This window comes from Enterobacter sp. WI-ESBL-E8, assembly GCF_053364895.1.
Window position 1 is genome coordinate 3,110,699 of record NZ_JBRWXJ010000001.1, and the last position, 13,330, is coordinate 3,124,028.

11 protein-coding genes are annotated in these 13,330 nt (G+C 57.9%); 6 read left to right on the forward strand and 5 right to left on the reverse strand.

Annotated elements, in window-relative coordinates; all coding sequences use genetic code 11:
• Positions 1-501 precede the first annotated feature (501 nt).
• Together ACWHWP_RS14850 and fumA are read left to right on the forward strand one after the other, a co-directional pair.
• A complete protein-coding gene (locus ACWHWP_RS14850) occupies positions 502-2,010 on the forward strand; it encodes an anion permease (RefSeq protein WP_072250552.1) in 1,509 nt (502 codons plus the stop codon).
• Between the two features lie 55 nt (positions 2,011-2,065).
• The gene (gene fumA / locus ACWHWP_RS14855; protein ID WP_447855902.1) at positions 2,066-3,715 is read left to right on the forward strand and encodes a class I fumarate hydratase FumA; all 1,650 of its coding nucleotides are present in this window, start codon (positions 2,066-2,068) and stop codon (positions 3,713-3,715) included.
• Here fumA and ACWHWP_RS14860 read toward each other — a convergent pair.
• Positions 3,704-4,597 carry a LysR family transcriptional regulator gene (locus ACWHWP_RS14860; protein WP_059310241.1) on the reverse strand — a complete coding sequence of 298 codons (894 nt, stop codon included), beginning with the start codon at positions 4,595-4,597 and terminating at the stop codon, positions 3,704-3,706. The genes fumA and ACWHWP_RS14860 overlap by 12 nt on opposite strands.
• A gap of 101 nt (positions 4,598-4,698) precedes the next feature.
• Here ACWHWP_RS14860 and ACWHWP_RS14865 point away from each other — a divergent pair, with 101 nt between their 5' ends.
• The 3 genes from ACWHWP_RS14865 to ACWHWP_RS14875 all read left to right on the forward strand — a co-directional run bounded on the left by ACWHWP_RS14865 (position 4,699) and on the right by ACWHWP_RS14875 (position 8,376).
• Complete coding sequence (locus ACWHWP_RS14865) at positions 4,699-5,997, forward strand: serine hydrolase domain-containing protein (protein ID WP_447855903.1); 1,299 nt, start codon at positions 4,699-4,701, stop codon at positions 5,995-5,997.
• A gap of 280 nt (positions 5,998-6,277) precedes the next feature.
• Entirely contained in the window at positions 6,278-7,591 is a 1,314-nt protein-coding gene (gene tcuC / locus ACWHWP_RS14870) for an MFS transporter (protein ID WP_063431834.1), read from the forward strand.
• A complete protein-coding gene (locus ACWHWP_RS14875) occupies positions 7,588-8,376 on the forward strand; it encodes a substrate-binding domain-containing protein (RefSeq protein WP_447855904.1) in 789 nt (262 codons plus the stop codon). The genes tcuC and ACWHWP_RS14875 overlap by 4 nt, the downstream gene beginning before the upstream one ends.
• Here ACWHWP_RS14875 and ACWHWP_RS14880 read toward each other — a convergent pair.
• The 3 genes from ACWHWP_RS14880 to ACWHWP_RS14890 form a co-directional block, all read right to left on the reverse strand.
• Positions 8,351-9,250, reverse strand: a complete 900-nt coding sequence (locus ACWHWP_RS14880; protein WP_047346013.1) for a LysR family transcriptional regulator — start codon at positions 9,248-9,250, stop codon at positions 8,351-8,353. The two genes, ACWHWP_RS14875 and ACWHWP_RS14880, sit on opposite strands and share 26 nt — an antisense overlap.
• A gap of 91 nt (positions 9,251-9,341) precedes the next feature.
• Entirely contained in the window at positions 9,342-10,871 is a 1,530-nt protein-coding gene (locus ACWHWP_RS14885) for a cryptochrome/photolyase family protein (RefSeq protein WP_447855905.1), read from the reverse strand.
• Positions 10,868-11,014, reverse strand: coding sequence for a DUF2256 domain-containing protein (locus ACWHWP_RS14890; protein WP_014884425.1), 147 nt, complete (start codon positions 11,012-11,014; stop codon positions 10,868-10,870). Before ACWHWP_RS14890 ends, ACWHWP_RS14885 begins: the two co-directional genes overlap by 4 nt.
• Before the next feature lie 220 nt (positions 11,015-11,234).
• On the opposite strand from ACWHWP_RS14890, the gene mtfA reads away from it, so the two are divergent.
• Positions 11,235-12,020 (forward strand): DgsA anti-repressor MtfA, encoded by a 786-nt coding sequence (mtfA, locus tag ACWHWP_RS14895; RefSeq protein ID WP_059310246.1) that lies wholly within the window; start codon positions 11,235-11,237, stop codon positions 12,018-12,020.
• On the opposite strand, the gene ACWHWP_RS14900 is transcribed toward mtfA, so the two are convergent.
• On the reverse strand, positions 12,017-13,228 hold the full coding sequence (locus ACWHWP_RS14900) for an MFS transporter (protein WP_447855906.1): 1,212 nt from the start codon (positions 13,226-13,228) through the stop codon (positions 12,017-12,019). The two genes, mtfA and ACWHWP_RS14900, sit on opposite strands and share 4 nt — an antisense overlap.
• Positions 13,229-13,330: the final 102 nt, after the last annotated feature.

Here is a 13,330-nt window from a genome sequence, read left to right on the forward strand (position 1 = left end):
TAAAGTTATTACGTTAGTTAAAAAACTATTTAATCCCTGCGATAACACAAATAACACATTGGTGTTAGAGATTGTAATTTAACCATTCACAATAATTTAAAATTCGTTAAATGATTAATGGTAAAACCAATTCACCATTACACATAAAAACCAATATAAATCAACAATATGAAAAATTACAAATAATAATAATGTTACAGGAATGATAAAATACAATCGTAAAATACGTAATACCCACATACGCCAGAGTGGTTATTAATAAAAGCATAAAAATAACGCTGCAATTCTGTTTTTTTGATCTCGATCAATAGTTATGGCATCCAAAGGCGCAATATAAAAACATCATCAATTTTTAATTTAGCGCAAACCAAAAAGCGTTAAATAGCTATTACTGAAAATACAAAACAGCACCTTAAATAACTAAAGAAAGCAAAAAAACTTAAGAAAGCGATTTTGTTTTTTCAGAGCAACCGAATCCTTGACAACTTAAGACGTGAAACTATGAATACAAAAACTGCTGTAACGCCCCCTGTGGCGAACCAGGCATCAAACGGAAAAGCAAAACGACTGCTGATGATGGCATTGCCCGTCATCGTCGCCGTACTGCTGCTGTTTGTTCCCGTCCCTGAAGGTTTACCGCCTTACGCGTGGCACTACTTCGCTATCTTTGTCGGCGTGATCGTCGGCCTGATCTTCGAACCGCTGCCGGGCGCGGTCATCGGCCTGACGGGCGTCGTCGCCATTGCCCTGTGCAGCCAGTGGGTGCTGTTCAGCCCTGACCAGCTGGCGGATCCAAAATTCAAGCTGGCGGGCGCCTCCTTTAAATGGGCGGTGAGCGGGTTTGGTAACTCTACCGTCTGGCTGATTTTCGGTGCCTTCATGTTTGCCGCAGGCTATGACAAAACCCGCTTCGGTCGCCGTCTGGCGCTGATTCTGGTGAAGTACCTGGGCCGTCGCAGCCTGACGCTCGGTTACGCTATCACCTTCGCGGACCTGCTGCTGGCACCGTTTACCCCGTCCAACACCGCGCGCAGCGGCGGGACCATCTACCCGATCATCGCTAACCTGCCGCCGCTGTACGGTTCAAAACCGAACGACCCAAGCGCGCGCAAGATTGGTTCCTATCTGATGTGGGTGGCGATCACCGCAGCCTGTATCACCAGCTCAATGTTCCTCTCCGCCCTCGCGCCGAACCTGCTGGCGCTGGCGCTGGTAAAAAGTACGGTTGGGATTGATATCTCCTGGGGGACCTGGTTCCTCGCCTTCCTGCCGCTGGGTATCCTGCTGATTCTGGCCATGCCGCTGCTGGCCTACTGGTTCTACCCGCCTGAAGTCAAAGTGAATAACGAAGTGCCGCTGTGGGCGACCCGCGAGCTGGAAAAACTGGGCAAACTGTCCCGCAATGAAATTCTGCTGCTGGTGTTCGTGTGCTGTGCGCTGCTGATGTGGATCTTCGCTGCCGCGTGGATTGAACCGGCGATGGCGGCCCTGCTCATCGTAGGTCTGATGCTGTGGACCGGCGTGCTGGAGTGGAACGATATCACCGGTAACAAAGCCGCGTGGAACACCTTCGTCTGGTTCGCCACCCTGGTGGCGCTGGCGGATGGCCTCTCCTCTACCGGCTTTATCAGCTGGTTAGGTAAAGAAGGCGGTCTGTTGATGAGCGGTATCTCTCCGGGCGTGGCGACCATCGTCCTGCTGCTGGCGTTCTACCTGCTGCACTACCTGTTTGCCAGCACCACCGCGCACACCACGGCGCTGCTGCCGGCAATGCTGACCATCGCCTCCACCATTCCGGGCATGAATATGGAAGTGTTCGTCCTGCTGATGGTGACCTCGCTGGGCGTAATGGGGATCATCACCCCGTACGGTACTGGCCCAAGCCCGATTTACTACGGAAGCGGCTACCTGCCAACCAAAGACTACTGGCGCCTCGGCACCATCTTCGGTGCCATCTTCCTGGCGGCCCTGCTGCTGATTGGTTATCCGTGGATGTCCATGATGTTCTGATTCCTGACCGCCGGACTTCTCCTCCGGCGGTTTTATTTTTGTGGAGCAATACGCTATGTCAAACAAACCGTTTTACTACCAGAACCCCTTCCCTCTCGCGCATGACGACACCGAATACTATCTGCTGACCAAAGAGCACGTCTCCGTTGCCGAATTCGACGGTCAGGAAGTCCTGAAAGTCGAGCCAGAGGCGCTGACGCTTCTGGCGCAGCAGGCCTTCCACGATGCCGCGTTTATGCTGCGTCCTTCCCACCAGAAGCAGGTTGCCGCTATTCTCAACGACCCGGAAGCCAGCCAGAACGACAAATACGTTGCCCTGCAATTCCTGCGTAACTCTGAAATCGCCGCCAAGGGCGTGCTGCCAACCTGTCAGGATACCGGCACGGCGATCATCATGGGTAAAAAAGGCCAGCGCGTCTGGACCGGCGGCGGAGATGAAGCCGCGCTGAGTCAGGGTGTGTACAACACCTACATTGAAGACAACCTGCGCTACTCCCAGAATGCGGCGCTGGACATGTATAAAGAGGTGAATACCGGCACCAACCTGCCCGCGCAGATTGACCTCTACAGCGTGGACGGCGACGAATACAAATTCCTGTGCATGGCGAAGGGCGGCGGCTCCGCGAATAAAACCTATCTCTACCAGGAAACCAAAGCGCTGATCACCCCGGCGAAGCTGAAAAACTACCTGGTTGAGAAGATGCGCACCCTGGGTACCGCGGCGTGCCCGCCGTACCATATCGCGTTTGTGATTGGCGGCACGTCGGCGGAAGCGACGCTGAAAACCGTGAAGCTGGCTTCCACACGCTACTACGACGCGCTGCCAACCGAAGGTAACGAACACGGCCAGGCGTTCCGCGACGTTCAGCTCGAACAGGAACTGCTTCAGGAAGCGCAGAGCCTCGGCCTCGGCGCGCAGTTCGGCGGTAAATACTTCGCCCACGACATCCGCGTGATCCGCCTGCCGCGCCACGGCGCCTCCTGCCCGATCGGCATGGGCGTCTCCTGCTCCGCAGACCGCAACATCAAGGCGAAAATCAACCGCGACGGGATCTGGATTGAGAAGCTGGAACACAACCCGGGCCAGTACATTCCTGAATCGCTGCGCCAGCAAGGCGAAGGCGACGTGGTCAGCATTAACCTGAACAAGCCGATGAATGAGATCCTGGCGCAGCTCTCCGCTCATCCGGTCTCTACCCGCCTGTCGCTGAACGGCACCATCATCGTGGCGCGCGACATCGCCCACGCGAAGCTGAAAGAGCTGCTCGACAACGGCGAAGAACTGCCGCAGTACGTTAAAGATCACCCGATCTACTACGCGGGACCGGCCAAAACGCCGGAAGGCTACGCGTCCGGCTCGCTCGGCCCGACCACGGCGGGACGTATGGACTCGTATGTCGATTTACTGCAGTCCCACGGTGCGAGCATGATCATGCTGGCGAAAGGCAACCGCAGCCAGCAGGTGACCGACGCCTGCCATAAGCACGGCGGCTTCTACCTGGGCAGCATTGGTGGCCCGGCGGCGGTGCTGGCGCAAAACAGCATCAAGAGCCTGGAATGCGTCGCGTATCCGGAGCTGGGAATGGAAGCCATCTGGAAAATCGAAGTGGAAAACTTCCCGGCGTTTATCCTGGTAGATGACAAAGGCAACGATTTCTTCCAGCAGATCCAGAACCAGCAGTGCAAAGGCTGTTCACAGCGCTGAGCGCTTCCACACGTCCGGCAATAGCGCAAGCGCGTCAGCAATGACGGCGCGCTTGTCGCTCCCCGGCTTCCAGATGGTGACCATCGTCTGACTAATCCCCTGGCTGCCCACTTCGGTGCGCAGCCTTTTTACGTTTTGCCACCGCACTGCATCAAAATGGGTCGGCAAGAATCCCCAGCCGCATCCGCGCTCCAGCAGGCCGCGCAGCATCTCCGGCTCGTTAGTAAAGAGGGTGTGCCCTGAAATCTGCAGGCGCCGCGCAACCGGCTCGTCCGAGGCGGGGTGCATTACAACCTGTGGAACCAGGGAGAGGTCAAGCAGCGAAAGCGGAGATGACATATCCGTAAACAGCGTGCCGGAGGCGTAAAAATCCATATCGATTGCCCCCAGGGCCCGCCACTCCATGTCATTGCCCACGCTGCGGTTTCGCGCCTGACAGATGGCCAGATCCGCGCGGCCGCTCGCCAGCAGGCGTTCAGATTCATCGCGCGAGGCGCAGATGAGGCTCAGCCGGATTTTTCGCGCCGCCATTTCAGCGATGACACCGTGGAGAAAGGTTCTGGGGGTAAAAGGATCGTAGACCAGCGTCAGGTCCTGCGTGGCGCCGTGGGGCACCTCTCTGGCAAAGGCCTCAAAGGCTTTGACCTGCCGCATCAGCAGATGCGCCTGGCGCTGGAGCTGCTCTCCTTCAGCCGTGAGCCGCAGGGTGCGTCCCTCGCGAATAAACAGCGGGTAACCCAGCCCGTCCTCAAGAAAATCAATCAGATCGCGAAGCGTCGTGCGGTCTTTCTTCAGCGCCACCGCCGCTTTACTCAGGCTGCCGTTCTCAGCCACGGCGGTGAATGCCTCAAGCTGTGCAAAGGAATAGAGTAGACCCGCCACGTTTTCTCCGTTTTTGAGGGGGATTTTCCCCCATTATGCGTTTTTTATTATAGCGCCGGGCTTTTTAAACTGAAGCCGTTCTTAACCCATACGAGACGGATATGAAAAACAGAAAAGTAAACCATGCCCTGCTGGCGAGCCTTGTCTTCAGCAGCCTGCTCTCCCCTGCGGCAATGGCCGCCTGCGAAGACACCGGCCTCCGCGCCTGCCCTGCCCCCTTTGACGCCGCGCTGCCGGACACCCATAAGATGCTCACCTGGAGCCAGGCCGACCGCGTGGTAGGTTTTCGCAATGACTACCGCAACTACGCCGGGGATGTTTTCCGCCACGGTAACGCCGCACCGCTGGAAATGTCGGACAAGCCGCTCGCGGATGCCCACTATGAGGTCAACGGCAGGCGCTACGGCCTTCAGGAGTACCTTAAACGCCAGAACGTCAGCGGCATGCTGGTGCTGAAGGACGGCAAAATCGCCTGGAAGTATCTCGCCCAGGGCAATACCGACTCCACGCTCTGGACCTCGCGTTCGGTAGGCAAATCGGTGGTATCAGCCCTGGTGGGCGTAGCTCTCAAAGAGGGAAAAATTCACTCGCTCGACGACCTGGTCACGCGGTATGAACCCGATCTGAAAGGCACCGCGTGGGACGGCGTGACGCTTAAGCAGCTTATCACCCACACCTCCGGCGTGGCGTGGAACGAGGACTACACCAACCCGAACTCCGATTTCGCGCAGCTCACCGAGTGCGAGGCGAAGCCGGGTACCTACGACTGCGTGCGCAGGCTGGTGAAGGGGTTACGCAGGGCTCACCCGGCCGGCGAGAGCTGGTCTTACTCCTCCGGCGGCGCCTGGCTGCTGGGCGACGTGCTGGAGCGCGCCACCGGAATGACGCTGGCAGCGTATCTGGAGAAAAGCATCTGGCAGCCGTACGGCATGGCGAGCGACGGCGTATGGCATGCCTACAGCAAAGGCCAGCACGACGTCGGCGCGCACGGCTTTAACGCCACGCTGGAGGACTGGGGCCGCTTCGGGGAGTTTATCCGCAACAACGGCACGCTGCCGGACGGTAAAAAGATCCTTCCGGATGGCTGGATCCAGCAGTCGTCAGACTGGACGAAGGCGAAAGGCTCGGTATCAGACGCCCACCCGGACGGGCTGTACGGCTATCAGTGGTGGAACAACGCGGTGCCCGCCAACGCCACCGGCGTTGAGCCGGCAGCGCAGGATTCGCTGAAAGGCTCGCTCTGGGCGCTGGGCATTTTTGGTCAGATGATCGTAGTGAACCAGAAGGAAAACCTGGTCATCGTCCAGTGGTCTACCTGGCCGCAGGCGGAGCCGTCCTTTAGCGCCCAGCCGCTGGAGGCCTCCCTGATGTTCAGCGCCATTGCCGAGGCGCTGCGCTAAACTGCACCCGCCGGGTAACGAAGCGGTTACCCGGCTCTTTCGGAAGCGCCTCTCTGCGCGACTTCACAAAATCGCAATATCAGCGACTTACGGAACATTGGTGAATAAAAAGCCAATGATTTGTTAAGTTATTGTTGCTTATAGCGCTCGTTGTTACCGCATCGCCATTGATGCGCCCCGCGCATCAATCAATGTGTTAATTGCGCTTATCTATTTTCCCATCCTGATCCAGTTTTCAGAAACAGACGCGTAAAACGTCAACAATAAACTGGAGATAACCATGTTTTCCTCAACCTCACCTGCAACCGTACGGTCGAAAGCGGGCGCGATACTTCGCGTGACGTCCGGCAACTTTCTTGAGCAGTTCGATTTCTTTCTTTTCGGCTTCTATGCCACCTATATCGCCCACACGTTCTTCCCGGCGAGCAGTGAATTTGCGTCGCTGATGATGACCTTTGCCGTCTTCGGCGCGGGCTTTTTGATGCGCCCGATCGGGGCCATTGTGCTTGGCGCATACATCGACAAGGTGGGGCGCAGAAAGGGGCTGATCGTCACGCTTTCCATCATGGCGGCGGGCACCTTCCTGATTGTGCTTATCCCGTCTTATCAAAGCATCGGGCTATGGGCGCCGCTGCTGGTCCTGACGGGCCGCCTGCTGCAGGGCTTTTCCGCCGGGGCGGAGCTTGGGGGCGTATCGGTCTATCTGGCTGAAATCGCCACGCCGGGCCGCAAGGGCTTTTACACCAGCTGGCAGTCCGGCAGCCAGCAGGTCGCCATTATGGTGGCGGCGGCGATGGGCTTTGCCCTGAACGCCCTGATGGAAGAGAGCGCCATTCGCGAATGGGGCTGGCGCATCCCGTTCCTGTTCGGCTGTTTAATCGTGCCGTTTATCTTTTTCCTGCGCCGCAAGCTGGAGGAGACGGAAGAGTTCAGCGCGCGCCGCCATCATCTGGAAATGCGCCAGGTCTTTAAAACGCTGCTGGCTAACTGGCAGGTAGTGGTCGCGGGCATGCTGATGGTGGCGATGACCACAACGGCTTTTTATCTGATCACCGTTTACGCGCCCACCTTTGGCAAAAAGGTGCTGATGCTGAGCGCATCAGACAGCCTGCTGGTGACGCTGCTGGTGGCTGTCTCTAACTTTATCTGGCTGCCGGTGGGCGGCGCGCTGTCGGACCGCTTCGGGCGCAAACCGGTGCTGATTGCCATGACCCTGCTGGCGCTGGCGACCAGCTACCCGGCCCTGACGATGCTGGCTAACGCCCCCAGCTTCTCCATGATGCTGAGCGTCCTGCTGTGGCTCTCCTTCCTCTACGGCCTGTATAACGGCGCGATGATCCCGGCCCTGACGGAAATTATGCCTGCGGAAGTGCGCGTGGCGGGCTTCTCGCTGGCATATAGCCTGGCAACGGCGGTATTCGGTGGCTTTACCCCGGTGATGTCCACCGCGCTGATTGAATACACCGGTGATAAAGCCTCACCGGGCTACTGGATGAGCTTCGCCGCGGTGTGCGCGCTGCTGGCAACGCTCTACCTCTATCGCCGTCGCGCGGTATCGCTGCAAAACACCGTCAAGTCACAGGAGGCCGCATGAAACTTACGTTTCGCTATACCGCCAGCGCGCTGGTGCTGGCCTTACTGAGCGCCAACGCCTGTGCTCAGGACGTCAAGGTGATGATTTCAGGCGGTTTCAAAGCCGCCCTTGAAAAGCTGGCGCCGGAATATGAACGCCGGACCGGGGATAAGATTGTTATTATCCCCGGCCCCTCAATGGGCGCTACGCCGCAGGCGATCCCAAACCGGCTCGCGCGCGGTGAGAAAGCCGACGTGGTGATTATGGTGGGCGATGCGCTGGAGAAGCTTGAAAAAGCCAGCCTGACCGAGCCCGGCTCGCGAGCCGAGCTTGCGGACTCCCCCATCGGCATGGTGGTCAAAAAAGGCGACGGGGTCCCCGATATCAGTAACGATGCAAACCTGCGTAAAACGCTGCTGCAGGCCAGCTCCATCGCCTACTCTGACAGCGCCAGCGGCAGGTATGTCAGCCAGACGTTGTTCACAAAGCTGGGGATAGAGAAAGAGGTGACGGGTAAAGCGACAAAGGTCGAGCGTATTCCGGTCGCCTCGGAAGTGGCAAAAGGAAAGTACGCCGTAGGGTTCCAGCAGGTCAGCGAGCTGCTGCCGGTTGAGGGCGTCACCTTTGTCGGTAAAATCCCTGATAATCTGCAGTACATTACGCGCTTCGCCGGGGCGGTGACCCGTCACGCGGAGCATCCCGCCGAGGGAAAAGCGCTGCTGACCTATCTCGCCTCGCCGCCCTCCCGGGCCGTCATCCAGGAGACGGGGATGATCCCCGTTACGTCCGGCGATACTGCTCGGTGATATGTTTTTCCAGCTCAGCCGCAATATAGGACTGGATACGCCCCCGGCGCCGGATAAGCCCCACGGCGCGCTTCACTTCCGGCGCCACCAGCGGCAGATGCGTCAGCACGGTGTGCTCTGACGTGGGCATCGACATGGCGGGAACGGCAGCAATGCCGATCCCCGCCTCTACCATGCCGAGCATCGTGGTGACGTGACGGGTTTCGCAAACGCTGGGGCGCTCGGGAACAATATCCCCCAGCATCCGGTCGAGCAGGTTACGGTTACCTGACGTTTTATCGAGAGAGATGTAATCCTGCTGATAAAACGCCTGCCACGTCAGGTGGCTCTTCTGCGCCAGCGGGTGATCCTTTCGGCACGCCGCGACGTAGACATCCTCCACCAGCGGGAAAAACTCGATTTCCGACGGCAAGTTTCCTGCGAAGCAGATTCCAAAATCCGCCTGGCTTCGGGCCACGGCGTCAATCACATTCCCCGCGCTGCTGTCGATGAGCTTAATGCGAACGCGTGGATAGCGGGACTGAAAACGACGGATCACGTCTGGCATAAAATAGCAGGCCGCGGAGGGTACCGTGGCGACCGTGATCAGCCCCGTCCGCTCTTCGCTGACCTTATCGACATCCGCCAGCATTGACTCAACGTTGTCGAGCAGCTGCGCGGAGCGTTCCGCAAAGTTTTGCCCGTATAGCGTTAAGGCCACGCGCCGGGTGGTGCGGTCAAAGAGCTTAGTTCCCAGCGCGGCCTCCAGCTTCTCAATCCTGCGGCTCAGCGCCGACTGGGACAGGCAGATAGATTCAGCGGCGACGCGGAAGTTACCGTATTCTACTAACGCTCGGAAAGCATAAAGATCGTTGAGGTCAAAATTCACGGGCATAGCGTCTGGATGTCCTGTCAGGGAATACGCAACAAAGTCAAAAATAATAGCGTCTTATTGACCTTCCGCAACCGACGCGGTGATGAAATACTCAAAGGTCGTTGAGATGCAGGCGAATGTATCCGGCGCGGTCGGCAATGGCCTTTCGCTCCTCTTCGTTAATATCCGCAAGCTGTTTAAAGACAATGCCCAGGCGAGGATTGTTACCGAGACGCGCCCGGTTGCGCGCAAAGAAATCCCAGTAAAGGGCATTGAAGGGGCACGCTAGCTCCCCGGTACGCTGGCTATGTTGATACCGGCACCCCTGACAGTAATTACTCATTTTATGGATATAAGACGCGCTTGAGACATAGGGTTTACTGGCCAGTAGCCCGCCATCGCCAAACTGGCTCATGCCGAGGGTATTGGGCAGTTCCACCCACTCAAAGGCATCAATATAGACCCCCAGATACCATTCATGTACGGCCTGCGGCGACATCCCGCTGAGCAGGCAAAAGTTCCCGACGATCATCAGGCGCTGGATATGGTGGGCGTAAGCCTCAGTAAGTGACTGCCCAATAGCATGCGCCAGGCAGCGCATTTGCGTCTTGCCCGTCCAGAACCAGTCCGGCAGCGGGGCGTGCTGGTCTAATGCATTCAGTTCCCGATAGCCCGGCATCTGCGACCAGTAGATCCCGCGCACGTACTCCCGCCAGCCGAGAATCTGTCGGATAAATCCTTCGACGGCAGGCAGCGGCGCGTGGCCAGAGCGCCACGCCTGCTGGGCGGCGGCGACCACTTCCCGCGGATTCAGCATTTTAGTGTTCAGCGCAAATGAAATTAACGAGTGGAAAAGAAAAGGTTCATCCACGTGCATCGCATCCTGCCATGCGCCGAACTGCGGAAGCACGTAAGTGACAAATTCATCCAGCCTGTCTTTGGCTTCCGAACGGTTGAGCGGCCAGCGAAAATGCTCGGCCTGCGGTTCGCCGAAGGTGTTTACGCCGCAGCGTTGGATCTCCGCCCATAAGTCTGAACGATCGTGGCAGGCACGCGAGTCAGCCGGTGCGGACGGTTCGCCGGACCAGCGCTTGCGGTTTTCAGCATCGAAATTCCATTTCCCCCCTTCTGGCTTGCCTTCAGAGGTCAACAGTACATCGTGCCGACGTCGCATTTCCCGATAAAAAAACTCCATTCGCCAGCTTTTGCGCGTCGCAAAGAACGCACCTACCTGCTCACGGGTAGTGAAAAAATGCTCGCTGCTGACGCATGCCGTTTCGACGGTCACCGTTTTCGCCCACGCCTTCAGCTGCGTATCCAGACGCCATTCATCGGGTTCCTGCCACATCACCCTGTCGGCATGGTAATGCGCAACAAGCGCGTTGAGATTGTCTTCCAGCGCGCCGCGGTTTGAACTGTCTGAAAGTCGGACATACCTCACCCGATGCCCCTTCTCCTTTAGCCCAGAGGCAAACGCGCGCATGGCCGCGAAAATGGCGATAACTTTTTGGGCGTGATGAAGCACATACGCGGTTTCTGCCCGAAGCTCCAGCATCACGTAAATGACATTCGGATTGCAGGTATCGAACCAGCTGTGGTGCGGATTAAGCTGATCGCCCAGAATGAGGCGCAGTTCGGTCAACGGTGGCTCCTGCGACAGCGCTCAGAACAGTATTTGACCTCATCCCAACATTTCGCCCATTTCTTACGCCACGTCATGGGCCGCTGGCAGTGCACGCACGCCCGGCTGGGCAGGTTCTGCTTATTACCTTTAAAGTCGCTCATCGGGATAGCCTTTGTTCATACCGTACTGATTTCGTCACGAGCCTGTGGTGTAAGCCTACGACAGACTTCACAAAATGAAGGTGATGCCTGCAAACCGCTACCCACCGCTACGTACGAAATGATAGTTTATTCAGGCTGGAATTGTAGCAATGACCGATTTTCTGGCATCTTAACTCAACCTGACCTTTCCATTTTGTTCAAATGACGAGTTTGCAAAGCGATGATTAAGTGGCCCTGGAAAACGAATGAGGCTGGCCGGGATATGGCGCTGCCGTGGGATGACGCGCTGGCGATCCCTGTTCTGGCTAATCTTAAGCCGGATGAACAATCGAAACTGGTTCAGATGGCAGATCGTTTTTTGCAGCAAAAACGCCTGGTCCCGCTGCAGGGCTTCGAGCTCGATCCCCTGAAAAACGCGCGTATCGCCCTGCTTTTCTGCCTGCCGGTGCTTGAGCTCGGCATCGAGTGGCTGGACGGTTTTCACGAAGTGCTGATCTACCCGGCACCGTTCGTGGTGGATGACGAGTGGGAAGATGATATAGGCCTGGTGCATAACCAGCGCGTGGTGCAGTCCGGGCAAAGCTGGCAGCAGGGGCCGATAATCCTGAACTGGTTAGACATTCAGGACTCGTTCGACGCGTCCGGTTTTAATCTGGTTATTCATGAAGTGGCGCATAAGCTGGATACCCGCAACGGCGATCGCGCCAGCGGCGTACCGCTGATCCCGCTTCGCGAGGTGGCGGGCTGGGAGCACGATCTGCACGCGGCGATGGATAACATCCAGGACGAAATCGACCTGGTGGGTGAAAGCGCAGCCAGCATTGATGCCTATGCAGCAACCGACCCCGCAGAGTGCTTCGCGGTACTCTCGGAGTATTTCTTCAGCGCGCCGGAACTATTTGCCCCACGCTTCCCGGCGCTCTGGCAGCGTTTCTGCCAGTTTTATCAGCAGGATCCCCTGCAGCGCCTGCGGCAGAATGAGGCGTCTGGCGGCGCGATCCATTAAGGTTTTTCAGCAGGGGTACGCTCGGTAGACCATACCCCTATGCTCAACGCTAAAAACAGCAGCGCCATACCCCACGCGGCCAGCGTTAAAGAGTGCTCCCCATAAAAGCGCGTCACCACCGGCACCAGCAGCGCGCTGACGCCGTAGCCCAGCGTATGGCTGGTGGCGATAACCCCGGCCCCTTTCCCGGTGGTTAGCCGATCGTTCAGCAGCAGCTGGTAGCCCGGCGTGGCCATCGCCGCACCGAGCGACGTGATAACAATCCCCACGTAGAACAGCGCTAAGCCGGCGACAGCCATCAGCCCAAGGCCCACGACCATCAACGCCGCCGCCATACAGAGCAACGTCACCGGGCTGAAATGCTGCGGGCGGACGACCAGGAACTGCGCCGCGAGCGTGGCCAGCGCGGCCAGGCTCAGCAGGAGCGCAACGTGATGGCTAATATCCCGGGCGTTACCGTCCAGCAGGGGGCTAAGATGCGGTGACAGGCCAAGCTGCATCAGGCTTACCAGCGCCGCCAGCAGCAGCGCCAGCAGCAGGAACGGCAGCATGGAGGCCTGCAGGCGGGTCGCCTGGTGCGCCACCGCCGGCAGCGGCGGGTCAGCGACTTCGCGCAGCACCAGCAGCAGAGCGATAAACGGCGCGACCGCCATCAGCCAGAGCGGCGCTACCGGATTGACGCTCAGCATCAGCGCCGCCAGCGGCGGGCCGAGCAAACGCCCGCAGCTGAGGCCGGAGCTTATCGTCGCCAGCGCGGCCATTCTTTTCTCCAGCCCACCGCGCTGAATAGCCCACGTCTGGGCCGCAGGCACCAGCCCCGAAACCGTCAGCCCGTAGAACAGACGTGAGAGAACAAGCCCCGCCAGTCCCCAGACGCTATCGAGCCTTGCGGCCGACATCGCCCAGACCACCAGCGCCATCACCACAAAACTGGCCAGATAGCCGCCCAGCGAGGCCAGCATCACGGCCTTACACCCCCGCCGCTCGCTCTGGCGTCCCCACCAGGGCGAGGCCGGTAAAAAGAGCATGGATCCGAACATCAGCAGCCCGGCCCAGACCGAGAGTGACAGCCCGGTCAGGGTGACCAGCTGCGGGAGCATCACCAGCAGGCCGTTTTGCCCAATACCTAATAAACCGGCACATAGCGCCAGGGGCCAGTTGGCTTTTGAGGTGACGTTTTCGGTCAATGTTTCAGAGTCAGCGCGCATAAGAATGTGAACATAGTGTCAATAAATGTGTGGAAATCATGAAGTTTATGAAAACAAATATTGCAAAAATGGTTGCGGCTGTAAACAGAATGAATATCATAA

What these genes read in the sequence shown, in the direction of transcription:
- ACWHWP_RS14850 (WP_072250552.1), top strand. Translation starts at nt 502, where the DNA reads ATGAATACAAAAACTGCTGTAACGCCCCCTGTGGCGAACCAGGCATCA.
- fumA (WP_447855902.1), top strand. Translation starts at nt 2,066, where the DNA reads ATGTCAAACAAACCGTTTTACTACCAGAACCCCTTCCCTCTCGCGCAT.
- ACWHWP_RS14865 (WP_447855903.1), top strand. Translation starts at nt 4,699, where the DNA reads ATGAAAAACAGAAAAGTAAACCATGCCCTGCTGGCGAGCCTTGTCTTC.
- tcuC (WP_063431834.1), top strand. Translation starts at nt 6,278, where the DNA reads ATGTTTTCCTCAACCTCACCTGCAACCGTACGGTCGAAAGCGGGCGCG.
- ACWHWP_RS14875 (WP_447855904.1), top strand. Translation starts at nt 7,588, where the DNA reads ATGAAACTTACGTTTCGCTATACCGCCAGCGCGCTGGTGCTGGCCTTA.
- ACWHWP_RS14880 (WP_047346013.1), bottom strand. Translation starts at nt 9,250, where the DNA reads ATGCCCGTGAATTTTGACCTCAACGATCTTTATGCTTTCCGAGCGTTA.
- ACWHWP_RS14890 (WP_014884425.1), bottom strand. Translation starts at nt 11,014, where the DNA reads ATGAGCGACTTTAAAGGTAATAAGCAGAACCTGCCCAGCCGGGCGTGC.
- mtfA (WP_059310246.1), top strand. Translation starts at nt 11,235, where the DNA reads ATGATTAAGTGGCCCTGGAAAACGAATGAGGCTGGCCGGGATATGGCG.
- ACWHWP_RS14900 (WP_447855906.1), bottom strand. Translation starts at nt 13,228, where the DNA reads ATGCGCGCTGACTCTGAAACATTGACCGAAAACGTCACCTCAAAAGCC.